A 23,076-nucleotide genomic window follows, 5' to 3' on the forward strand; every position below is an offset into this window, starting at 1 on the left:
ATGAGTTCCCTTCGTTCGCGCCGTTCGTCGTGGGCACGTTTGCGTGGGGTGTTTCGGCGCAGCACGGCGTGGGTGGCGGTTGTGGCGCTGCTTGCGGGTGGCGGGGTGGCTGTGGGTGCGGGTTTGGCGTCTGCGGCTCCGGGCCCGAACCCGTTGACCGAGATGACGTTTACGAAGGTGTTTGACGGCACGGGGCATGGCACGTCGTCGGCGTCGTTTGTGAACACCGCGAATGGGTTCTCGCCGGGTGATAACACGGCCACTGACGGGGTGGTGTCCTCGGGTGATATGGTCGGCTACGAGTTGGCGCTCAGGTTTTTGCCGGGTGCGGCGCGGCAGGTGTCGGTGAAGTTCGCGGGTGCCTCGCATTTGTCGGTGTCGCCTGGTTCTTTGGCGCAGTTCTGTCAGTCGGTGCCGGGGGCGTCGGCGTCGGTGGTGTCGGGTGCGTGCGTGTTCAGTGTGTCGGCGGGAGTGTCGGCGAGTGTGACCCGCACCGTGGTGGCAACGGCGACGGATAGCGCCGGGGCGGTGCAGGCGGGTCAGAAGATCACGGCGCAGTTGGGCGTGCAGGGGCAGCAGTTGTACACCTCGGTCGAGGGTGGTGCGGTGTCGGTGGTGTCGGCACCGTTGGCGGATCTCACGATCCGCCCCGGTTCGTCGTCGTATCTGTGGAACGGGGATGGCACGGGCAGCTTCATTGTGGGCCCCACCCAACTGCGTAAGCCGGGGTTCTCTCCGTCGAAGGGTGCAACCGCGTCGACCGCGTGGCAGACACGGGTGAATGTGTCGGCGTTCCCCGCGGGCACGGTGTGGAAGGTGGGGACCTATACGCTGCCCGTGACGGACGGGTGGATTCAGGGCGCGATCTCGGGCACGCAGACGCTGACGTTTGCGTTGCCGGGTGGGAAGTGGCCCGAGCTTGCCGAGGGCGACTCCAAGACGTACGAAGTGCAGTTGGATGTCGCGAAGACCGCGTTCGCAACGGCCGACTATCTGAACAATGGTGATGGTTCGCAGCCCGGTGGTGGCAAACCGAAGACCTTCGCGACGTACGATGCGGCGACGGGTGCGACCGCGGGCACCCCGTTCCCCAACAATGACTTCTCTGCCGTCACGGTGTACCGGCCCGTGCCCACGCCGGGGGCGCAGTTCGGGAAGCAAGTGGAGTACCCCCGTGATGATTCGGTGTCGAAGTTCGAGCCGGGCAACCGCTTCTGGGTGAATGCCGCCCAGACGGGGGTATCGAACCCGTCAACGCCTGCGGAGTTGGCGCCGGGGGCGCAGTTCCGGCAGCAGCTCTCCGTCTACACCAACGAGCTCCAAGCCCAGGGTCAGCCCGCCCGGTCGCCCGAGATCGTGGTGTCGGACGAGTGGGATCCCGCCCTGCAACGCGTGGACGGTCTCGTGAATGTGACCGGCCCTGACGGGAACCCGGTGGATGGGTCGAAGTATCGGTTGTTCTGGTCGACGACCGCAACCGGCACCCCGGTCGCCGACACCGCAGTGACTGCGGGCTGGGTGGAGCAAGAGCAAGCCCCGCAGGATGCCCGCGCGTTGCGCGTGGTCTTTGCCCCCGGTGCGCTCCCGGTTGCGACCGACCCCGGTGCGGGCAAGTACACCGTGACCCTGCCCTCACGGATTCGTGAGGGCGTCACCCCGGGGGTCGGGGTGCTTGCTCAGGACACGCTGCGTGGCCGGGTGGGCACCGGGAGCGTGGTCTCCGCCCCGGGTGTGGTGCGGCTCGTGTTCCCCGAAACCCCCACCCTGCAGCTGACACACACGGTGAGCACTACGAGCGTGTACCCGGGCGGGGCTGCCACCTACACGGTCACCCCGCGGATTGAAAAGCCCGTGATTGTGGGTGCGGGCTTCGCCCCGCAGGTGACCGTCACCCTCGACCGTTGTGTGACGGCCCCGGTGAATCAGACCCCGGGCTGGATGGTGACCGTCACCGACGCCATCGCTGGCCCCTCGGGCAGGGTGTGTGGTGATGCGCAGTCGAAGCCCGCCACCCTCACCTTCACCCCCGCGAGCGCGCCGATGTATGCGCAGTCGTGGAACGCAACCACCCGCATCGCCGCCTTGCCTGAGATTAAGTACACCGCGCAGGCCACCCAGACCGCCCGCACCGCCGTCTCGAATGCTGCAGCGTTCGCGCTCACGGGGGAGCAGCCCGCAGGCTCGGCCATGCCCGTGCCCGCCGCCGCCGATGCTCTCCTGGCGGTGCTCACCCAATCGTCATCACTGGCGCAGGTCACCGCGGCCCCCGTCAAAGTGCAACCCGGTGACGCGCTCTCCTGGACGGTCGACCTCGCCTCCTCTGGCGCTTCGGAAACCGTGGTCGCGCTGCCCAGCCCGGGTGACGCGGCCCGCTATGGGGCGCTCGTGCCCACCTGGTCAGGTGGCGGCTCCCACTTCGGCGGCACCCGCACCCTCACAACCTCATCACTGGTGACCGAGCAGACCACGGCGGGTGCGACCCTGTTCTACACCACCCAAGCAAACCCGAGCCTGGTCCCCGCGGAGAGCACCTGGCTGCCGGTGACTGGTGTGACCCCGGCGCAGCTTGCTGCGGCGACCGCGCTCAAGGTGGTGCTGCCCGCAGCAGACACGGGCGCGAACGCGCGCCTCACGGTCATGACTGCCAGTAGTGGCAACACGGCCGGTGACGCCCATGTGCTGTGGGCGGGCGGTGTCACCCCCACGGGTGGGGGAGCGGCGGGTCCGGCCCCGTGGCCGGGAAAGATTGACACCGTGCTTGGCACGGTCAACGGCACGGTCTGGAATGACCTCGACAGTGACGCCGTGAAGAAGGCCGGTGAGCCCGGCTATCAGGGTGTCTCCGTGGGGTTGTTCAAGGCGACGAACGGGGTGGCGGAGCAGAACCCGGTGCAGACCGTCACCACTGGTGCGGGCGGCGACTACTCGTTCGCGAATGTGCGCTCGGGTGACTATGTAGTGAAGATCACTGGCCGCGGCGCGAATCTGCCAGCGTCGACGACGAGCTACTACGGGAAAACGGCGAACGTCGACCCCACCTACTCCTACAGAGGCCAGCGCCTCACCAAAGCGCAGCTCGCGTCCACCCCGTTTACGGTGAGCCTCGGCGGCACCGTGGGCAGTGTTGACTTCGGCTTCGCTGACACCCACCCCAAGGTCGACATCGACAAGAGCGCCGGCCAAGTCACCTGCAATGACACCACGGGCATCTGTGATGTGGCGTGGCAGGTCACCATCACCAACCTCGGCGACACCGACATCACCGCGGGCACCCTCACCGACACCGCCAGCGACGGCGTCTATGACATGGAAGCGATCTACGGGCAAATCGGGGAACCCGTGAAAGAGGTTGTTGCGCGCCGCGAGAGAGGTGGGTACGTGATTACCGACTTTGGGCGAGTGTACGCGTGGGGGCGTGGAAGCAGTGGTTCGAATGGTAATGGATCGACCGCCGACAACCTCGTTGCCAAGCTGGTCCAGGGACTGCCGGTGGGGATCACGCAAGTGGTCGCTCGCTCTTCGCATGGTGCATACGCGGTGGCGACCGATGGGCGCGTGTACTCCTGGGGGATCGGCGAAAACGGGGCGAATGGGAATGGTGGTATCAGTGACAATCTGACGGCGCAGCTGGTGCAGGGCCTGCCTGCGGGGATCACTCAGGTGATCGCTCGAGATCGATACGGTGCGTTCGCGGTGGCGACCGATGGGCGCGTGTACTCCTGGGGGAGCGGCAGCAATGGTGCGAATGGGAATGGTGGTATCGGTGACAATCTGACGGCGCAGCTGGTGCAGGGTCTGCCTGCGGGGATCACGCAGGTGATCGCCCGCGGCGGCTCCAGCGATGGTGGCTTTGCGTTGGCTGGTGATGGGCGTGTGTATTCCTGGGGGTACGGCAGCAGTGGTGCGAACGGGAACGGCGGCTCCGGCAACAACCTGACGGCGGCGCTGGTGCAGGGTCTGCCTGCGGGTGTCATGCAGGTGTTTGCCCGCAGCAACTCCGGCGGGTTTGCGTTGGCTGGTGATGGCCGCGTGTACTCCTGGGGAAGCGGCAGCAATGGTGCGAATGGGAATGGTGGTATAGGTGACAATCTGACGGCGCAGCTGGTGCAGGGTCTGCCTGCGGGTATCACGCAGGTGTTTGCCCGCAGCGACTATGGCGGGTTTGCGTTGGCTGGTGATGGGAGCGTGTATTCCTGGGGGTCAGGTAGTAAGGGTGCGAATGGGAATGGTGGTACCGGGAACAACCTGACGGCGCAGCTCGTACAGGGTCTGCCTCTGAGCATTACGCAGGTGATCGTACGCGCCAGCTCCGGTGGCTTTGCGTTGGCTGGTGATGGGCGCGTGTACTCCTGGGGATACGGCGACTTTAGTGCGAACGGAAACGGCAGTACCACTGACAATGCGACGGCGGCGCTGGTGCAGGGGCTTCCCCAGAGAGTTACACAGGTGGTTGGACGCGATACTCCTGGGGGTTTCGCGCGAGGGGCTGACGGAAAAGTCTACTCGTGGGGGGTCGGCCAGCAAGGCGCGAACGGAAACAATTCAACTGCGTCGAATCCATCGGCGCAGCTAGTTCAGGGACTACCCGAACCAGGTGCTCTCGCCGACTCTCTGTCACCCAAGGCGGTGACTCCCGTCGCGGATGGTGCGACGCGGTTTGTGGAGCGGCAGTACGGTATCGACCGTATCCCTGCTGGGGGCAAGGTTGAGGTCGTGGTACGGGGCAAGACGAACCAGGGTGCCGCCGCCCGCAATGTGCTGAATCAGGCGTGGTTCACGTCGCCGTCGACCCCGTACGCGGGGATTGCGAAGAATGCTTCGGCGGGTCGTGCGAAGCCGATCTTGCCGAAGGATCCCGGTGCGAGCCCTGACCCCACCGGTATTCCCGGCAATGCGTCCTGCGACACGAAGGCCAACGGCCAGAATGCGACGACCCCGGATTCGTGTGATCAGGTGCCGGTGGAGGTTCCGGTGGCGAAGACGACGCCGGGGAAGCTTGAAGGCACGGTGTACACCTCGGTGAACGGTCGTGATTTCTCTGCCGGTGGCGGGGTGTACGTGACTGGGGTGCCGATGAGCGTGTTCAATGCTCAGGGTCTCAAAGTTGGAGAGACTGCTTCGGGGCGGGTGGAAGGGCATGCGCCCGGCTATTTCGTTTTCGAGAATCTTCCTCCGAGTTCTGGTTATCGGGTGATGACTGGAGTGTTGGGTGAGAGGCCCACCCAGGCGGTTGTCGACAATATTGTCGGCCCGGGACAAGACGCATCGAAGTACAGCTATGGCATTATTCCGATGTTTCCGGGGCAGCAGAACTGTCCGGTCGGTGGACCTGCGAGTTGTTTTGATCCGCTGACGAGCGCGGCTGGACCGTTGACGGTAGCCGCCGGGGGCTCGGACCACTGGGTCGACCTCGGGGTCACGGTCGCGAAAAGCCCCCTCACTGCCGTGAAGTCGAGCGCGCTGGGTGACCCGGCAGTGCTGGCACCGAATGCGCAGGGTATGAGTGATCCGTTGACGGTGTCGATGCGGTTCGCGAATACGGGCACGGATGCGCTGACTGATCTGACGCTCTCTGATGCGACGCTGGCGGGGCCCGCGCTGACCGGGCTCCAGTGTTTCCAGGGCATGGGTGGGGGAGAGATCACGCTGGGCAGCCCGATGCTGGACCATGCGGGGGATCCCGTGGTGCTGCTCAGCGAGTCTGTCGATTCGATTACCTGCACGGCCACCCTCCCAGCTCTCTCGGCCGCGAATCCGAAGCATCAGGACCGGGTGACCCTGAACGGCCGATCGGCGACGACGGGCATGCTCGTCTCCGCGTCTGATGATTTTGAAGCGTCGCTCGGGAAGCGGTCGTGGGAGCTGTCGAAGTCCGCCACCGTGGAGCGCGGCGGGAAGGCTGTGCCCGTTGCGGATGGTGCGACGGTGCGGCCGGGTGAGAAAGTCACGTACACGCTGACGGCCACGAACACGGGGGACGTGTCCCTGTCTGGCCTGGTGGTGCAGGATAATGCGTCGCAGGTGCTGAACAGTGCGAAGCTCACCGGCAACCTGCCCGCGGGGGTGACGCGTGCCGGGTCGCAGTTGTCGTGGCAGGTGCCGAATGTGGCGCCGGGTCTGTCGCAGCAGGTCTCCTACACGGTCACCGTGAACAACGACGCCTACGGGGTGCCGCTCGTCAACAGCGTCACCGGTGATGGTGTGGTGAAGCCGACCGGGTGCGGGGGTGCGCAGCCTGCGTGCAAGGTGTCGCTTGCGACGCCGCAGTGGTTTGCGTTCCCGCTCCCGGTGCTGGGCGGTGCGACCGTGCAGGGGATTCTCACCTGGGGTGGCTTGATTGTCGCGGCCGGCCTGCTCGCTGCCGTGTTCTGGCGTCGCCGCCGGGTGCCGCAGACGGCCGGGTCGTCCGTGCCTGAAGCGTGATTTGAATTGCAGTTTTTGTAACACCAAAGGATTCCCCCTCGGGGGTGGAGGAAAGGAAACACACTATGTCCAGGACCACGAGGCGGCTGAGCGCCGCGGTCGCGGCTGTCGCGTTGGGTGCGACCGCGCTGGTGGGGGTCGCGGTCAGCGCGGCCTCCGCGGCGCCGTCGAATATCGACCCGAACCAGCCGCGCAGCCTCACCATCCATAAGCTGTCGCAGCCCGCCACCCCGGGTGTCGCCGGTGACGGCTCGGAACTCGCCCCCGGCAGCCTGCCCGCCGACGCGCTCCCGATCAACGGGATCGAGTTCACCGTGCAGCAGGTCACCCAGATTGGTGGCAAGCCGGTCGATCTCACCACCGATGCCGGGTGGGCGACCATCCAGCCGTACCTCAACGGCACTACCCCGTTCGTTCCGGGCAGCGCAACGCTGGGTGCTCCGGTGAAGCAGGTGACCGCGAACGGTGGTCTTGCCGTGTTCAACACCCTCCCGGTGGGCCTGTTCTATGTGACCGAGACCAATACGGGGTCGAACTCGATCAAGACCCCCGCGCAGCCGTTCCTGGTGACGCTCCCGATGCCGACGACAGAGCCGGGCACCTTCCGCTACGACGTGCACGCCTACCCAAAGAACACCCTCGGTGATGACCCGTACACGGTGAAGACCGTGGACGATGCGTCCGCGCACGCAATCGGTGACAAGGTGACATGGCGGGTGTCTACCAAGCTGCCTGACAGTGCGGGATACCAGGTATCGACCTACGGGGTGTACGAAATGCCGGATCTCGATTCGCTCGCGCGGTGGGACACCAACAAAGTGTGGAGCGCCGACGACGGAACCCAGTTCCCCGATAGCGCGACCGTGACGCCGAAGGGCGGGGCACCTGTCCCGCTCCATCCTGAAGATCTGGCATCCAGTTCGAGCCCGGGGCCAATTACCGAACTCTCGGGTAGTGGGCTCATGAAGGTAAACACTGCAGGTCCGGGCTCAATCATTGAGTTCGTGTACGAGACGCGAGTGCTGGCGATCCCTGCGAACGGAAAGGTTCGCAATGAAGCCGAGTTTGCAGTCAACGGCATCAATAAGTTTGCCAATGCCGAGACCTTGTGGGGCACCGCTCGCCTGAACAAGCACGTGCAGGGCGACACCGCGAAGCGTCTCGCGGGTGCGAAGTTCCAGGTGTTCACCACTCAGGCCGCCGCCACTGCAGCAGCCGCGCAGGTCACCGCGGGGCAGCCCGTCACGGGCGGTCTCACCTTCGGCCCGGGTGCGGGTGCTGACGCCGACAACAAGACCTTCACCACGAAGGATCAGGGTGCCGATCACGGCTTCGCGGTTATCGGCGGTCTGAAAGCGTCGGCTGCGGGCACGAAGTACTGGGTGGTTGAGACCGCCGCCCCCGCAGGCTACGTCGCATCGAGCACACCGACCGAGATCACCGTCTACCCCGGCACCGATCTCTCGGGCGCCGGTGCGACGGTGAACATCGCCAACGCGCAGCGCACCGCAGGCGCCCTGCCCGTGCTCGGTGGTGCCGGCATGACCGCGATCGGTATCGGGGGAGCGATCCTCATCGCCGGCGGCATCCTCTTCGCGATCTTCGGCCGCCGCAAGAAGCAGCAGGAGACCCCCACCCCAGCTGCCTAACCCAGGCTGCCCCCTCCGAAGCCTCCCGGCCCTGAGCACCCCCAGGGTCGGGAGGCTTCGCCGCTCCCGCATGCCCCGCTCCCGCATGCCCCGCACCCGCAATGCCCGATCCGCCACCCCACGAGACCTTGCACAGACGCCACCCGAGCGCGTAAGCTAGTGCGTCTGCCTCCGAATGGTCTTCTGCGCGACCGCGGCCGAGGCAGACCATCTCAAGGAGTCTTGCCGTGACCACAGATCCTGCTCCGCAGCGGGCCACACCCGTGCCGGGCGACGGCATCGACCCCGCAGGAATGCGAGTGATCTGGCTGCTGCTCGTCGCCGCCTTCGTCGCCATCCTCAACGAAACTACGATGGCGATCGCGATTCCCGCGCTCAACGTGTCGCTCGGCATCCCGCCCGAGCTCGGTCAGTGGCTCACCAGCGCCTTCATGCTCACCATGGCCGTGGTGATTCCCACCACAGGCTTCCTGCTGCAGCGCTTCACGACCCGCCAGATCTTCCTGGCCGCGATGATCTCCTTCGTGCTCGGCACCGCGATCTGCCTGATCGCCCCCGGCTTCATCGTGCTGCTCCTCGGCCGCATCGTGCAGGCCGCGGGCACCGGCATCATGATGCCGCTGCTCATGACCACCATGATGAATGTCGTGCCGCCTCACCAGCGCGGCCGCATGATGGGCCGCGTCGGTCTCGTCATCAGCCTCGCCCCGGCGTTGGGCCCCACGCTCTCCGGCGTCGTGCTCGACAACCTCGGCTGGCGCTGGCTCTTCGGCATCATCCTGCCCATCGCGGTCGTCGCGCTCGCGCTCGGCGCCAAATGGATGACCAACCTCGGCGAAACGCGCGAGGCCCCCATCGACGTGCTCTCGATCGTGCTGTCGGTGTTCGCCTTCGGTGGCATCGTCTTCGGGCTGAGCCAGATCGGCGGCCACGGCGGCGCAGCGGGAGACGGCACCGGCGTGCCGCCGTGGGCGGTGCTCGTGGGTGGTGCGGTATTCCTCGGCCTGTTCGTGTGGCGTCAGCTCGCCCTGCAGAAGCGCGACGACGCACTGCTCGACCTGCGCGTGTTCACCACACGCAACTACGTGGTCTCCGTGGTGATCATGGCGGTGATCGCGCTCTCCATGTTCGGCACCTTCTCACTGCTGCCGCTCTACCTGCAGAACGTCGCCGGATTCGACCCCACCGTCGCCGGCCTGGTGCTGCTGCCAGGGTCGATCCTGATGGGCCTCCTCGGCCCCGTGATGGGCCGCATCTACGACGCCCGCGGCCCCAGAACGCTGCTCGTGCCGGGCACCACCCTCATCACCGCAGCGCTTTTCATGTATTCGACGGTGGGCACGCAGACGCCGGTGTGGTTGCTCGTCGTGGTGCAGATCGCCATGTCGGTGGGCCTCGCCAGTTCGTTCACGCCCCTGTTCTCGGCTTCGCTCGGCTCGCTCGACCGCTCTCTCTACTCGCACGGATCGGCCGTGCTGAACACGCTGCAGCAGGTGGGCGGCGCTGCGGGCACGGCTGTGCTGATCTCCATCTACTCCACCTTCCTGCACGCAGGCGAAGCCCGTGGCCTGTCGACGGCCGATGCCGGCGAACCAGGCACCCACGCGGCCTTCTTCGTGGCGGCGTGCATTTCTATCGTGCCGCTCGTGCTCGCCTACTTTGTGCGCAAGCCCGCCGATCAGGAAGTTGCGGGCGGGCACTGAGGCGCGGGCCGGTGGCCGATCCGCACGGGCCTCACTCCGTCGCAGAAATCGAGCGCCGCACCGCCTCCGCGAGCTGGCGCACCGCGGTCACCGGCCCGGCCGGGCCGGCGGGTGCGGCGAGCAGTAGCTCGCGCGCAAAACGCGCATCGTCGATGGGCCGCAGCACCACGCCCTCAGGCGGATTCGCCGCAACCAGGCTCGGCACCACCCCCACAGCCATCCCGGCCGCAATGAGACCGAGCATCACCGAATAGTCATCGGTGCGGATTGCAACGTCGATCTTGTGCCCCTCCGCGTCGAACAGTGCGCACACCAGATCATCGATCGTGTCGCCCGGGGTGGAGCCCACCACCCAACTATCCGATGCCAGCGACAGCAGTGCAGCTCGGTCAAAGCGGGTGTGGCTCGCGGCCGGGTGCGCTGCCGGGAGCGCAATCAGCAGCGGATCCGTGAACAGCCGCGTAGTGTGCACCTCAGACCGAAACGGCAGTTCGTAGCCGCCAGCCGCGTACACCAGTGCCGCGTCGAGCGTGTGCTGATTCACGCGCGCCACCAGCGGGGACACCTCTTCGAGGGTGGCATCGAGTTCGATGCCGAACTCGGAGACGCGGCTCACAATGCCCGGCAGCAGTCGGGCAGCGGCCGTGGGGAAGATGCCGAAACGCAGGCGGATCCGCCCGAGCTGCGACAGGTCGCGCACATCCGTGAGTGCGCGATCGGCAAGCCCCAGAATTTCCTCGCCGCGCTCGAGCATGAGCGCGCCCGCGGTGGTGAGGCGGCTGCCACGGGTGCTGCGGATCGTGAGATCGGCACCCACTAGGCGGTCGAGGTTTTTGAGGTGATAGTCGACAGTGGGTTGGCTCCAGCCCAGCCGCGTGGCTGCGCGTGCCACCGAACCTTCGGCTGCCACAGCGCTGAGTGCTTGCAGCTGGCGCAGATCGATCATCGGTACTCCCGTCACCTTCTGGAGCGAGACCGGGCTATCTCCGGGCGTCGCTCCAGACAGTATATGGTTCCCGTGAGGGCTTTGCGGGGTTCCCCCGCGTACCGCGCGCGCGAAAAACTGGGCTCATGCTGCATCAGGAAACCTCCACCTCAGGCCTCCCCGGCACGACCGGCACCTCCGGCCTCCCCGCGCCCGAGGCGACGAACGATGCCGCACGGCATCCCGCCGCCCCTCGCTACGCCCATGACCAGAACCGCACCCCCTACGCCGACGCCATCACTGCGTTCGGCGACTCACACCCGCTCTCCCTCATGGTGCCCGGGCACGGCAACGACCCTGCAGGCGGCGCCGAACACATCGCGCAACTCTTCGGTGCTCGTGTCGCACAACTCGACGTGCCCCTGCTGCTCGAAGGCATCGACGCCGGCGAGAACAACCCCCTCCAGCAGTCGCAGGAGCTCGCCGCCGACGCCTGGGGTGCCCGCCGCAGCTGGTTCCTCACCAACGGTGCCTCGCAGGCCAACCGCACCGCCGCTATCGCGGTGCGCGGCCTCGGCGAGCGCATCATGATCCAACGCGCCATGCACTCAAGCCTCACCGACGGCGTGCTGCTCTCAGGCCTCGTGCCCTCCTTCGTGGCACCCGCCGTCGACACCACCCACGGCATTGCCCACGGCCTCACCCCTGCAGCCCTCGACGCCGCCCTCACCCGCGAAGCCAACGCCGGCCGCGCCGTGTCGAGCGTCTACGTGGTCTCGCCCAGCTATTTCGGCTCCGTCGCCGACGTCGCCGGGCTCGCTGAGGTGTCGCACAAGCACGGTGCCGCCATCATCGTCGACAACGCGTGGGGCGCCCACTTCGGTTTCCACCCCGAGCTGCCGGAGTCGCCCGCGCGCCTCGGGGCCGACCTCGTCGTATCGAGCACCCACAAGCTCGCCGGCTCCCTCACCCAGTCGGCCATGCTGCACCTCGGCCACGGACCCTTCGCCGACCGCCTCGAACCGCTCGTCGCCCGCGCCTACAGCATGACCTCATCGACATCGATGAGCGGCGTGCTCATGGGATCGCTTGACGTCGCGCGGCACGCCATGGCAACGGGGGAGGAGCGGATCGGACGTGCCGTGCAGGCCGCAGCAGAGATCCGAGACCGGCTGCGGCAGGATCCGCGATTTGCCGATATCGGTGACGGCTTCGCAGCCTTCCCCGACATCGCCGCCACCGACCCCCTGCGCATCCCCATCGACGTGTCACGCCTCGGCCGCAGCGGCCACTGGGTGCGCGGCACCCTCAAAGAGCGCCACGGCGTCTACATCGAGATGTCGACAGCTACCAGCATCGTCGCCGTCATCGGCGCAACCCGAGAGATCGACGTCGACCGCTTCATGGCCGCACTCGACGAAACCGCACATGAAGCTGCGCGCCTCGGCGCAGAAGCGACGCACGCATTCCCGGAGCTGCCCGAGCCCGGTGCCCTGCGCATGCTGCCCCGCGACGCCTACTTCGGTGCCAGCGAGGTCGTGCCCGCTGAGCAGGCCGTCGGCCGCATCTCAGCCGACACGCTCGCCGCCTACCCGCCCGGCATCCCCAACCTGCTGCCCGGCGAAGAAATCACCGCCGACACCGTCGACTTTCTGCAGGCCGTCGCCGCGTCGCCCACAGGCTATGTGCGCGGCGCCGTCGACGCTGAGGTCGCCGGGATTCGCGTCGTTGTCTGAGCATCGGTGATTCGGGCCCGGCCAGTGTGCCGGGCCCGAACACCGAAAGAGGCGGCGGATCCCTAAGGATCCGCCGCCTCTTTCGCTATGCCCGGAAGCCTACTTCTTCTGGAAGAGGTTGCCGATCAGGGTCGAGCCGATCAGCACCACAGCGAGCAGCACCACGCCGACGATCGAGATCGCCACCACATCGACAGGCTGGCCGGCCGACGAGAACATCGACTCGTGCTCGTGGCCATCGTGAGCAAAAGCGGGAACCGCCACGAAAACCGAGGCAATGGCCGCGGTCACGGCGGTGGCGATGCGGGTGCGGATCTTCACGGTGTCTCCTCGCGAATGTCGTGGTGCTGGAGCGGCGCCACAAGAGCACGCCGCAATGCTTCTATCCTATCCCGACGGGGAGGGGAGTGTGCGCGGGGTGGGCAAAGGGGTGACGATGCCGGTGCCGCCGGTGCCGCCGGTGCCGTCGGCGCGGCCTAGGCTGGAAGCGTGAATGACCAGCACCCCTGCCCCTGCGGAAGCAAGCTCGCCTACGCCGCCTGCTGCGGGCCGCTGCACGAGGGCGCCCCAGCCCCCACGGCCGAACGCCTCATGCGCTCCCGATTCAGCGCCTTCGCGCTCGGCAACGCCGCATACCTGCTCGCAAGCTGGCACCAGTCCACCCGACCCGCGCAACTCGACCTCGACGACACTATCGAGTGGCGGCGGCTCCTCATCAGAGACACCACAGCTGGCGGCGCTACTGACACCACCGGCAGGGTCGCCTTCACCGCGGTAGGGCGCAGCCCCGAAGGCCGCATCGAACTCAGCGAACGGAGCCGCTTCGCCCGCGACAACGCCGGACGCTGGGTGTACGTCGACGGCGACATCAACGAACACCCGGGATCCGCCACCGCCTGATCCGCCACTGACCGCCGCATCTGCAACCGGCTCACCCACGATCCGCTACAGCCGCGCACCGCCGCCGCAACAACCGTGCGCCTCAGCGAATGTACACATCGAGGTGATTGCCGAAGGTGCCGCGGTCGTAAATCTTGCCGGGGTAGCCGAAAGGCGTCTCGAACACCGTGCCCTTCGGATGCGAGCCCGCCAGCACGATAAAGCCGTCAGCATCGCTCACATAGCCGGCCTCGTTCACATGGCGGCCAGGAATGTTGAGCCCCGAACCAGGCAGCACCTGCTGACTGTAAAAGGTGAAACGATACCCGCCCCAATTCACAGCACCCGTGAACATGAACTGCTCAAGCGTGTAGAGCGCCGCAGCCGATTTCCCACCCGAGCCAGCCGCCGCCGGAAGCTGCGACGCCTCCACGCTCATATCAATCGGCGCCGACGAAGCCTGCGCCGCCTCGAGCTGCTGCTGCCGCTGCTGCATGGTGCCGCCATCAGCCGCGAACGCCGTCGATATCGAATACGGGGCGAGGACCGCCGCACCCATCAGCACCACCACGCTCGCCGCAGCACTCGCTCCGAGAAAGCGAGACCAGCGGGACACCCCCGGGCGAACAGACATGTGTGACATCGGAAACCGATGCTACCCCGGCAAGCTGCGTGCGCGAGGAGAGCTGGTGGGGCATGGGCTGGCGGTTAGGCCTGAGCTCGCGCCTGCGCCGAACGGATCCACGCCTCAACCTCGTCAACCGAGCGCGGAATCCCGGCCGACAGGTTCACGCAGCCATCCTCGGTGACCACGATGTCATCCTCGATACGCACACCGATCCCGCGCATCTCCTCAGGCACCGTCAAATCGTCAGGCTGGAAGTACAGCCCCGGCTCGATCGTGAACACCATGCCCGGCTCAACCACGCCGTCAAGATACATCTCGCGGCGGGCCTGCGCGCAATCATGCACATCGAGCCCCAGATGGTGGCTCGTGCCATGCACCATGTAGCGGCGGTGATAAGCGGTGCCATCGTCTGCGGGGAGCAACCCCCACTCGCGGGTGCGACGCTCGATGACCGCCATCGCGGCATCGTGCACCTCACTGAAACGGATGCCAGGGCGCACCATCGCGCGCGCAGCATCAGCAGCCTCAAGCACCGCCTCATACACGCGACGCTGCACCGCAGTAAAGGTGCCAGAAACCGGCACCGTGCGGGTAATGTCGGCCGTATACAGGCTGTCCATCTCGACACCGGCATCGAGCAGCAGCAGATCTCCGCTGCGCACTGGGCCATCATTGCGAATCCAATGCAGCGTGCAGGCGTGGGGGCCGGAAGCCGCAATCGTCTCGTAGCCGACCGTGTTTCCGTCAAGGCGGGCGCGCTGATTGAACACGCCCTCCACAATGCGCTCGCCACGGGGGTGCGCGCTCGCCAGGGGCAGAGCAGCGAGCACCTCCTCGAAACCGCGCGCCGTGGCATCTACCGCTGCCTGCATCTCGGCAAGCTCAAACGCATCCTTCACCAGCCGCTGCTCGGATGCCGCGCGGGCAAGCTCCTCGTCATCACCCGCAACCTCCCCGTCAGCGTCAACAGTGCCGCGCCCGATGGTGCGGTCTGTCTCAGCAGCAGAGAACTCGGCAAGCGGAGCGGTGCGGATGCCGAGCAGACCAGCAACCTGCGCGAGCGACGGGCGCGCGCCGATCCAGAACTCGCCGATCTCAGGGTTGGCGAAGAACTCGTCACTGTCACGGCCCGCGCGCTCACGGAAGTAGAGCGTCGCCTCGTGCCCATCGCCCGCAGGGTCGAGCACGAGCACCGAACCGGGCTCACTCTCAGCACCCCAACCCGTGAGATGCGCAAACGCACTGTGTGCGCGGAACTGGTAGAAGGTGTCGTTCGAACGCTGCTTCATCGCACCTGCGTGCAGCACCAGCCGTTCGCCGGGGAACAGTGCGCCAAGCGCGGCACGGCGGCTCGCCGCGTAGGTAGCAACAGGCAGCGGATCCGGAATCGTATCTGCGCGATCAGCCCAGTGCGAAGAAATGTACTCGAGAAACACCGCGGTCTGCGGGGTGGTGCTGCGGTTGCTGTTATCGATCTCCACCTCGTGGGTGTTCTGCGCGCTCTCGGTCATACCCCTATCCTCTCACCCCGCCCTGGGCGGATGAGACGTGTGCGCCCTGCTACGGCTGCCTGCGTGGCGCCCCCTGGAGATAGGTGTGGGGAGGAGGGCGGGAACTCGTAGGATGGGGGGATGGTGCGATCTGGGACGCAGCGGGGGTTTGACCTGCACACCCACTCGGTGTTCTCCGACGGAACGACGCGACCCGCCGACATCGCGTATGAGGCCGCCGAACTCGGCCTCGCAGGCTTCGCGCTCACCGACCACGACACCATCGACGGCTGGGACGAAGCCCGATCCGCCGCGCATACCGCAGGCATCGCGTTTCTTCCCGGCATCGAGATCACCACCAAGCACGCCGGGCGCTCCCGGCACCTGCTCGGCTATGGCATCGACCCAGCCGCAGGCGAGCTTTTCGCCGCGCTCGCCGAAGTGCGAAGCTCCCGCCTCACCCGAGCGCAAGAGATGGTGCGACGGCTCTCAACCGACTACGCCATCACCTGGGAAGCCGTGGTCGGTGAAGAAGACGCCCGCACCGTCGGCCGCCCCCACATCGCCGACGCGCTCGTCGCCGCCGGGTACTTCGCAGACCGCAGCACCGCGTTCGCCGAAATCCTGCACCCCGGATCGCCCTACTACCTCGGCACCCACGCCATCGACACCCTCGAAGCGATCAGGCTCGTGCGAGCCGCCGGGGGAGCCGCCGTGCTCGCCCACCCCGCCGCATTCAGGCAACGCACTCCCACCGGGGCGCAAGAACTGCGCGACTTCGCAGCGGCCGGCCTCTGGGGCGTCGAACTCGCCCACCCGGAGAACCGCGACGACTGGCTGCCGCCCATCGCAGAAGCCGCAACCCGAACCGGCCTCGCCATCACCGGCTCAAGCGACTATCACGGGGCAGGCAAACCCAACCTGCTAGGGGAGCGCACAACTGACCCCGCCCTCGTGCACCTCTTGCGCGAGCACGTCGCCACGCCGCGCTGACGCGACCCCGCCACAGAGCATCGAGATCCGCCCCCCGTGCAAGGCACCCCAAAAACACCCGAGCCCCGCTCAGCCGCCCCTCAAGAGAGAAGGCAGAAGAACGGGGCTCGCGTCTACAAGCAGAGCGCCGCGCTACTCGGCCGAAGCCGCGCTCACAGCCGCACCATCACCCGATGCGGCACCGCCCGACGCTGCGCCATCGGCGGCCTGCGAGCCACCACGACGACGCCGACGCCGGCGGCGCGTGGTCGACCCCTCGCTGCCGTCCTGCAGCAGCGGGGCACCGGGCTCACCGCCGCCTTCCTGATCGTGACCGTGCTGCTCATGACCGTGAGCCTCGTGACGGCCCGGGCCCTTCGGGTTGGCGCTGCGAGTGCGGCTGCGGTTGCGCGAACGGCCACGATCCTCGCGAGCGCCGTCACCGCCCGAGCGCGAACCCTCCGAGCGCGGTGCACGCTCCTTGACGGGGGTTGCCTTCAGGCGGCCCTTCGAGCCCTCAGGAATGTTCAGGTCGGCGAACAGGTGCGGCGACGACGAGTACGTCTCGACAGGCTCGGGCACACCGAAATCGAGGGCCTTGTTGATGAGCGCCCACTTGTGCAGGTCATCCCAATCCACAAACGTGACCGCGATGCCCGTGCGGCCCGCGCGGCCCGTGCGGCCCACTCGGTGCAGGTAAGTCTTCTCGTCATCGGGCACGGTGTGGTTGATGACGTGCGTCACATCGTCGACATCGATACCGCGTGCGGCGACATCGGTGGCGATGAGAATGTCCTTCTTACCGGACTTGAACGCGGCCATTGCCCGCTCACGCTGATCCTGATTGAGGTCGCCGTGCACCGAAGCGGCGTTGAAGCCGCGATCCACAAGCTCCTCCTGCAGCTTCGCCGCAGCACGCTTCGTGCGCATGAAGATCACAGTCTTGCCGCGACCCTCGGCCTGCAGAATGCGGCCGATCACCTCGTCCTTGTCGAGCGAGTGCGCGCGGTAGATGATGTGCTCGATGTTGGCCTGAGCCGCGCCCTCATCAGGATCGCTCGCACGAATGTGGATCGGCTTCGACATGAAGCGGCGAGCCAGCGTGACGATCGTGCCAGGCATCGTCGCAGAGAACAGCATGGTGTGGCGCGTCGCAGGGGTCTTCGCGAACAACTTCTCAATGTCGGCGAGGAAGCCGAGGTCGAGCATCTTGTCAGCCTCATCGAGCACCATCTCGCGCACATTGCCGAGATCGAGCAGACGCTGGCTAGCCAGGTCGAGCAGACGACCAGGCGTGCCGACCACGATCTGCGCGCCCGCCTTCAGCTGCTCGATCTGCCCCTCGTAAGCCTTGCCGCCGTAGATCGGCACCACCGTCGCGCCGCGATTCTTCGCCGCCAGCTCGAGATCTTCGTACACCTGCACGCACAGCTCGCGGGTGGGCACCACCACGAGAGCCTGCACACCAGGCGCGGGATTTGCGCCCACGCGCTGCAGCAGCGGCAGGCCGAAACCGAAGGTCTTGCCCGTGCCAGTCTTGGCCTGACCGATGATGTCCTGCCCCGTGAGCGCGAGCGGAATCGTCTGCTCCTGGATGGGGAAGGCCTCGGTGATGCCCTTATCGGTGAGCGCATCGACCATGTCTTGGTCGACGCCGAGTTCGAGGAATGTCGTCACGTTGCGTCCTATTCGAGAGTGCGATGCTGCGCGCAATCACGAAGCGCAGCGGCCGGCGCTCCTGCGTCACCGGCGATGAATACAATCGAGCACAGTCTATTCCAGCAACATCGCGGGTCGGCGGTAAGCTGACAGGGTGTTCGAGTGGATCCGTGGGCTGCGCAAGAAGAATGCCCCAGCGCGCAAGTTGCGTTCGCGCGGCGATGCCGGCGACGCCGAGCGCGTCGAACTCTCCGAGTTCGCCCCCGGCATCATGCCGTTTCTGGGCCTGACCTCGTACCTGCAGCTCGAACTCTACGAAGGCGCCACGCGCGCCGTATCGGGTGCGGCCACGCTCGAAGCAAAAGACGTGCTCGCCCGAGTCGCCGGGCAGACACTCTCGAAGCATCAGCGGCTCACCGCCGAGATTCGCAAGCGCGGCGAAGAACCGCACGTCGTCATGACGCCGTTCGCGCCCGTCATCGAACGCTACGTGCGCCGCATCGACGCCGCAGACTGGCACCAGCACGTGCTCTCCCTCTACCTCGTAGGCGGGCTCTTCGACGACTTCTTCGCGAGCCTCGCAAGCGGGCTGCGCGACGGCTACCGCAGCGAAGCCATTGCGATCCTGCGCGACGACACCGGCCGCGCCGAACTGAAGGCGCTGCTCGAAGCCGCGCTCGCCGCAGACGAAGGGCTGTCGAGCTGGCTCGCCCTGTGGGGTCGCCGCCTCGTGGGAGACACGCTGCTCGTCTCGCGTGCCGTGCTGGCACTCAGCGAGTCGCGCCCCTTCGTGGAAAGCGAAGTCGAGCCTGTCTTCACTGAACTTATCGCCGACCACATCCGCCGTATGGACGGTCTCGGTCTGACGGCATGAGCCCCTCCCGGCGCCTGCCAGCCTCGGAGCCGGGGGACCGCACGCGCCTCCCGCTCGCGAGCGACCCCCCGATCTGCCACTACTTCGAGGCCGGTCGCTGCCGCTCCTGCACGCTCATCGAAACCCCCGCAGCGCAACAGCTCCACGATAAAGAGCAGCGCTGCCGCGCACTGCTGCCCGGCGTGCCCGAGCAGGCCTGGCTCCCCAGCGTGCCCGGGGGCGTGCGCGACTTCCGCAACAAGGCCAAGCTCGTCGTGGGAGGACGCCCCGGGCGGGTGACGCTCGGCATCCTCGGGCCGGATGGCACCGGGGTCGACCTGCGCGACTGCCTGATCCAGCAGCCCGCTATCCGCACAGCGATCCCGCACCTGGCCCGCTTCATCGAAGACACCGGCCTGCCGCCCTACGACGTGCCAAAGCGGCGTGGCGAGCTCAAGTTCGTGCATGTCACGGTGTCGCCCGCAGATGAGCTGATGCTGCGCTTCGTGGTGCGCAGCGAGCAGGCACTCGAAGTGCTGCGCAACAGCCTGCCGCGGCTGCGACGCGCCGTTCCAGCCGCGACCGTCGTTTCAGTCAACCTGCTGCCCGAGCACAAGGCCGTGCTCGAAGGCGAACACGAGGAACTGCTGCTCGGCTCCTCGCTCGCGATGGACACCGGCGCCGGCTTCGCGCTGCACCTGCGGCCGCAGAGCTTCTTCCAAACCAACACCGAGGTGGCGCGAGCGCTGTACGCGCAAGCCGCCGAGTGGATCGGCCTTGCCGGCCCGAGCTCGCTCTGGGATCTGTACTGCGGTGTTGGCGGCTTCGCCCTGCACTGCGCTGGGGCCGTGCCCAGTGTGCTGGGTGTCGAGATCAGCGAGGAAGCGGTGCGCTCGGCACGGCGCAGCGCCCGCGAGGCCGGAATCGCGGCCCGATTCGAAGCGGGCGATGCGACAGCCTTCGCGCTGGGATCGGACGAGGTGCCCGAAGCTGTGATCGTGAACCCGCCGCGGCGCGGCATCGGCGGTCAACTCGCTGCCTGGCTCGAAGCCGCTGACGGCATCACGCACGTCGTCTACTCAAGCTGCAACCCTGAGAGCCTCGCCACGGATCTTGCAGCGATGCCCGCTTTCGTGGTGCGCGAGGCGCGAGTGTTCGACATGTTTCCCCACACGCGGCACCTCGAGGTCGCCGTGCTGCTCGAACGCCGCTGAAGTCTGACCGCCGTCGATAGGGGATCTGCCGAAGGTATGGCCGATCCGCCCCGAATCGGCCATACCTTCGGCAGATCCCATACCTTGCGCCGGCAACCGGGGTGTGGGCAGACACGGGCATGGCAGGATGTCCCTATGAACATCGTGCTCGGAGTGACCGGCGGTATCGCCGCCTACAAGGCCGTTGCGCTCGCGCGGCTGCTCGTCGAAGCCGGCCACGAGGTGCACGTGGTGCCCACCGATGACGCGCTGCGCTTCGTCGGCAAGCCCACCTGGGAGGCCCTCAGCAGGCACCCCGTGACCACCTCGGTGCACGAAGACGTGCCCGAGGTGCGCCACGTCGCGCTCGGCCAGCGTGCAGACCTCGTGGTTGTGGCACCCGCCACCGCGAACACGCTCGCCCGCATGACCGCTGGGCTCGCCGACGACCTGCTCGGCACAACGCTGCTCGCCACGAAAGCACCAGTGCTCGTCGCGCCGGCCATGCACACCGAGATGTGGCAGCACCCCGCCACGCAAGACAATGTTGCGATTCTGCGCGCACGCGGGGTGCGATTCATCGGCCCCGAAAGCGGTCGCCTCACCGGTGACGACAGTGGCCCGGGTCGTATGAGCGAGCCTGAGCGGATCGCGGAGTGCATTGAGAGCATGCTGGTCGGCGGGGCGGATCCCGGCGCGTCGTCCGATGCTGACGTTGTGCCGCCGACTGAGGCACAGCCGGCGGATGCCATCGAGCCAGAGGCATTCTCGGCGCCGGGAGTGCCCGGTGACCTCGACGGGATCAGGGTGCTCGTCACCGCAGGCGGCACCCGCGAACCCATCGACCCCGTGCGATACCTCGGCAACCGGTCGAGCGGCCGGCAGGGGGTGGCGATCGCAGCAGCCGCAGCGGATCGCGGCGCGAAGGTGGTGCTGCTCGCAGCCAACATTGACGAGTCTGTGCTTGCGGAGGTGCGGGATCGCGCCGCCGTGCGCGTGGTACCTGTCGGCACGACCGCCGAACTGGAAGCCGCCGCCCATGCGGCATCATCGGGTGCCGAAGCCATCATCATGGCGGCCGCCGTCGCGGATTACCGGGTGGCGAAGGTAGCGGATCAGAAGCTACGCAAGGAAGACTCTCCGGGCGAAGCCCCCGTGCTCGAACTCGTCGAGAACCCCGATGTGCTCGTGGGGCTGGTGCGCGACCGGCGCGAAGGGCAGATCATCGTGGGCTTCGCCGCTGAAACCGTCGCTGACGCCGCCGAAGGCGAAGCGCCGTCGGCCCGGGCTGAGCTGCTCGAACGCGGGCGGCGCAAGCTCGCGCGCAAGGGCGTCGACCTGCTCGCCGTGAACGCGGTCGGCTGGCACGCCGGCTTCGAGACCGACGACAACAGCCTGCTCGTGCTCGACGCCGATGGGCACCTCGCCCGTGAAGTGCACGGCACGAAACGAGAAGTGGCCGAACGCCTGCTCGACGCCGTGCGCGACGAACTGCGGTAACGCTCCGCCGGCCCCCGCCGGTTAGCCCTCGACGCGGGCTGCGTGCGATGCCGCGTTTGCGCGGTGCGGGGCAGCTGCCCCGCGATCCGCTCGGTTCTTCACGAGCAGAATGGCGAGCAGCGCGAGCGCCATGTACACGAAATCGAACAGACCCGCGAAGGTGAGCAGCCCCTGCGACGTCGACGCCGTGGCGGTCTGCGCGTCGATGCCGCCGGTGGCGAGCATTGTGGTCGGATCGGTCGCCGCATGCAGCAGGATCGCCCACACCAGCCGCCCGGTGATCCGCAGCGAAAGATACATCATCGCGCCGAATCCGAAGGTGTACGCCACGGTGAACAGCACCGTCGGCAGCGGCTGCCCGCCGAGGGCGTTGCCCGCGTGCAGCAGCGCGAAAAAGGCCGACGACAGCACCAGCACCAGCTTCTCGCCGTGGCCGCGATCGCGCAGCATCTTCACGACGAAGCCTCGGGTGAGCAGCTCCTCGGCGAAGCCGATGCACAGGCCCAGGAGCAGCAGCGTCAGCACGGTCGACACCGCGTACGCCTCCCAGCGCGTCGCAACCAGACGGATGACAACGGGGATGAGTACCAGCACGACCGCGATCCACATCCAGGGCCGGCCGGGCACCGGCTGCCGGGCGAATAGCTCGCGCAGCCAACCGAGGGAGAACCCGAACAGCAACAGTAGGCCGCCCGCAAGCATGATCGGCAGCGCCACACCGAAGAAGATCGTCCCCGGGCCAGACAGCGGGTTCTTGGCGTCGATGAAGGAGTGGAACAGCGTCGAGGTGCCCAGGCCGATCAGCTGGTAGACCCCCCAGTACACGAGCACCAGGAGCAGCGCCTTCCACCAGCCGCCGCTGTTCCAGAACTGCTGCCAGCGGTTCTCATGCGCGCCTGCACTCATGGTTCCCCTCGAATCCGTTCGACCGTGCATCGAATGTACAGCGTTGAAGGCGTGACACGCGAGAGATCAAGCGGCGCAGCGTGGTGCTGGGGGCGGGGATTGGTGCGGGCCTCTCGTTGAGCCCGGGGTGAGGCGGGGGAGCCGGGGCTGAGCTCAGGCCAGCTCAGCTCAGCTGATGAAGCCGACCTTGCGGCCGGCCTCGCCACCCAGCTCGACGTAGCTGATCGAGTCGGTGTCGACGAGGTACTGGCGACCCCTGGTGTCGGTGAGGGCCAGGAGCGCGGAATCTTGCGCGATTGCGGCGTCGATGAGGCCGCGCACCTCGCCGGCGCTCGCCTCGGTTTCGAACGCCAGCTCACGGGGCGAGTGCTTGATGCCGATACGAACTTCCACGGGTGCCTCCTCGGATGTCGCGGCCGAAGCCGCGGAGTGTGATTGCAACTGCTTCGAGTGTATGGCGGTGAGCAGGCCTTGCGCGTCGAACCGAGGGTGCGTTCGCCCTCGGCGCAGTCGGAGGTGGGGGCGCTGTGGCGCTGTGCTGCGATGCATCGAGGTCACCC

The 23,076-nt window shown here is 67.1% G+C and carries 16 protein-coding genes; 9 read left to right on the top strand and 7 right to left on the bottom strand.

Annotated elements, in window-relative coordinates:
* The 3 genes from WFL22_RS02595 (at position 1) to WFL22_RS02605 (ending at position 9,775) form a co-directional block, all read left to right on the top strand.
* The gene (locus WFL22_RS02595) at positions 1-6,423 is read left to right on the top strand and encodes a DUF7927 domain-containing protein (RefSeq protein WP_336991345.1); all 6,423 of its coding nucleotides are present in this window, start codon (positions 1-3) and stop codon (positions 6,421-6,423) included.
* Between the two features lie 65 nt (positions 6,424-6,488).
* On the top strand, positions 6,489-8,072 hold the full coding sequence (locus tag WFL22_RS02600) for a SpaH/EbpB family LPXTG-anchored major pilin (protein WP_336991346.1): 1,584 nt from the start codon (positions 6,489-6,491) through the stop codon (positions 8,070-8,072).
* 227 nt (positions 8,073-8,299) lie between these two features.
* On the top strand, positions 8,300-9,775 hold the full coding sequence (locus WFL22_RS02605; protein ID WP_442918366.1) for a DHA2 family efflux MFS transporter permease subunit: 1,476 nt from the start codon (positions 8,300-8,302) through the stop codon (positions 9,773-9,775).
* Between the two features lie 31 nt (positions 9,776-9,806).
* Here WFL22_RS02605 and WFL22_RS02610 read toward each other — a convergent pair whose 3' ends face one another.
* Entirely contained in the window at positions 9,807-10,721 is a 915-nt protein-coding gene (locus WFL22_RS02610; RefSeq protein WP_336651276.1) for a LysR family transcriptional regulator, read from the bottom strand.
* Between the two features lie 125 nt (positions 10,722-10,846).
* Between WFL22_RS02610 and WFL22_RS02615 the strand changes: the two genes are divergently transcribed.
* Entirely contained in the window at positions 10,847-12,436 is a 1,590-nt protein-coding gene (locus tag WFL22_RS02615; RefSeq protein WP_336991347.1) for an aminotransferase class I/II-fold pyridoxal phosphate-dependent enzyme, read from the top strand.
* 99 nt (positions 12,437-12,535) lie between these two features.
* Here WFL22_RS02615 and WFL22_RS02620 read toward each other — a convergent pair whose 3' ends face one another.
* On the bottom strand, positions 12,536-12,757 hold the full coding sequence (locus tag WFL22_RS02620) for a hypothetical protein (RefSeq protein WP_336651274.1): 222 nt from the start codon (positions 12,755-12,757) through the stop codon (positions 12,536-12,538).
* A 168-nt stretch (positions 12,758-12,925) separates the two neighbouring features.
* Here WFL22_RS02620 and WFL22_RS02625 point away from each other — a divergent pair, with 168 nt between their 5' ends.
* On the top strand, positions 12,926-13,336 hold the full coding sequence (locus WFL22_RS02625; protein WP_336651273.1) for a YchJ family protein: 411 nt from the start codon (positions 12,926-12,928) through the stop codon (positions 13,334-13,336).
* A gap of 82 nt (positions 13,337-13,418) precedes the next feature.
* Here WFL22_RS02625 and WFL22_RS02630 read toward each other — a convergent pair whose 3' ends face one another.
* Both WFL22_RS02630 and WFL22_RS02635 read right to left on the bottom strand, forming a co-directional pair.
* A complete protein-coding gene (locus tag WFL22_RS02630; RefSeq protein WP_336651272.1) occupies positions 13,419-13,949 on the bottom strand; it encodes a hypothetical protein in 531 nt (176 codons plus the stop codon).
* A gap of 74 nt (positions 13,950-14,023) precedes the next feature.
* On the bottom strand, positions 14,024-15,454 hold the full coding sequence (locus tag WFL22_RS02635; RefSeq protein ID WP_336991348.1) for an aminopeptidase P family protein: 1,431 nt from the start codon (positions 15,452-15,454) through the stop codon (positions 14,024-14,026).
* Between the two features lie 120 nt (positions 15,455-15,574).
* Here WFL22_RS02635 and WFL22_RS02640 point away from each other — a divergent pair, with 120 nt between their 5' ends.
* Complete coding sequence (locus WFL22_RS02640; RefSeq protein WP_336651270.1) at positions 15,575-16,426, top strand: PHP domain-containing protein; 852 nt, start codon at positions 15,575-15,577, stop codon at positions 16,424-16,426.
* Between the two features lie 132 nt (positions 16,427-16,558).
* Here WFL22_RS02640 and WFL22_RS02645 read toward each other — a convergent pair whose 3' ends face one another.
* Positions 16,559-18,046, bottom strand: coding sequence for a DEAD/DEAH box helicase (locus WFL22_RS02645; RefSeq protein ID WP_336991794.1), 1,488 nt, complete (start codon positions 18,044-18,046; stop codon positions 16,559-16,561).
* A 172-nt stretch (positions 18,047-18,218) separates the two neighbouring features.
* Between WFL22_RS02645 and WFL22_RS02650 the strand changes: the two genes are divergently transcribed.
* The 3 genes from WFL22_RS02650 (at position 18,219) to WFL22_RS02660 (ending at position 21,610) form a co-directional block, all read left to right on the top strand.
* The gene (locus WFL22_RS02650) at positions 18,219-18,938 is read left to right on the top strand and encodes a ferritin-like fold-containing protein (RefSeq protein WP_336651269.1); all 720 of its coding nucleotides are present in this window, start codon (positions 18,219-18,221) and stop codon (positions 18,936-18,938) included.
* Complete coding sequence (locus tag WFL22_RS02655; protein WP_336991349.1) at positions 18,935-20,131, top strand: methyltransferase domain-containing protein; 1,197 nt, start codon at positions 18,935-18,937, stop codon at positions 20,129-20,131. Before WFL22_RS02650 ends, WFL22_RS02655 begins: the two co-directional genes overlap by 4 nt.
* 135 nt (positions 20,132-20,266) lie before the next feature.
* Positions 20,267-21,610 (top strand): bifunctional phosphopantothenoylcysteine decarboxylase/phosphopantothenate synthase, encoded by a 1,344-nt coding sequence (locus WFL22_RS02660; protein ID WP_336991351.1) that lies wholly within the window; start codon positions 20,267-20,269, stop codon positions 21,608-21,610.
* 21 nt (positions 21,611-21,631) lie between these two features.
* Here WFL22_RS02660 and WFL22_RS02665 read toward each other — a convergent pair whose 3' ends face one another.
* Both WFL22_RS02665 and WFL22_RS02670 read right to left on the bottom strand, forming a co-directional pair.
* Positions 21,632-22,516 carry a CPBP family intramembrane glutamic endopeptidase gene (locus WFL22_RS02665; protein ID WP_336651266.1) on the bottom strand — a complete coding sequence of 295 codons (885 nt, stop codon included), beginning with the start codon at positions 22,514-22,516 and terminating at the stop codon, positions 21,632-21,634.
* Between the two features lie 168 nt (positions 22,517-22,684).
* Positions 22,685-22,909 (bottom strand): DUF3107 domain-containing protein, encoded by a 225-nt coding sequence (locus tag WFL22_RS02670; RefSeq protein ID WP_336651265.1) that lies wholly within the window; start codon positions 22,907-22,909, stop codon positions 22,685-22,687.
* Positions 22,910-23,076: the final 167 nt, after the last annotated feature.

This window comes from Leucobacter sp. VD1, assembly GCF_037150695.1.
Lineage (GTDB): Bacteria > Actinomycetota > Actinomycetes > Actinomycetales > Microbacteriaceae > Leucobacter.

Bases quoted from the DNA above. Each gene is read 5' to 3' on its own strand.
- WFL22_RS02640 (WP_336651270.1), top strand. From the start codon at position 15,575: ATGGTGCGATCTGGGACGCAGCGGGGGTTTGACCTGCACACCCACTCG.
- WFL22_RS02630 (WP_336651272.1), bottom strand. From the start codon at position 13,949: ATGTCTGTTCGCCCGGGGGTGTCCCGCTGGTCTCGCTTTCTCGGAGCG.
- WFL22_RS02615 (WP_336991347.1), top strand. From the start codon at position 10,847: ATGCTGCATCAGGAAACCTCCACCTCAGGCCTCCCCGGCACGACCGGC.
- WFL22_RS02610 (WP_336651276.1), bottom strand. From the start codon at position 10,721: ATGATCGATCTGCGCCAGCTGCAAGCACTCAGCGCTGTGGCAGCCGAA.
- WFL22_RS02595 (WP_336991345.1), top strand. From the start codon at position 1: ATGAGTTCCCTTCGTTCGCGCCGTTCGTCGTGGGCACGTTTGCGTGGG.
- WFL22_RS02645 (WP_336991794.1), bottom strand. From the start codon at position 18,046: ATGGTCGATGCGCTCACCGATAAGGGCATCACCGAGGCCTTCCCCATC.
- WFL22_RS02635 (WP_336991348.1), bottom strand. From the start codon at position 15,454: ATGACCGAGAGCGCGCAGAACACCCACGAGGTGGAGATCGATAACAGC.
- WFL22_RS02600 (WP_336991346.1), top strand. From the start codon at position 6,489: ATGTCCAGGACCACGAGGCGGCTGAGCGCCGCGGTCGCGGCTGTCGCG.
- WFL22_RS02655 (WP_336991349.1), top strand. From the start codon at position 18,935: ATGAGCCCCTCCCGGCGCCTGCCAGCCTCGGAGCCGGGGGACCGCACG.
- WFL22_RS02665 (WP_336651266.1), bottom strand. From the start codon at position 22,516: ATGAGTGCAGGCGCGCATGAGAACCGCTGGCAGCAGTTCTGGAACAGC.
- WFL22_RS02660 (WP_336991351.1), top strand. From the start codon at position 20,267: ATGAACATCGTGCTCGGAGTGACCGGCGGTATCGCCGCCTACAAGGCC.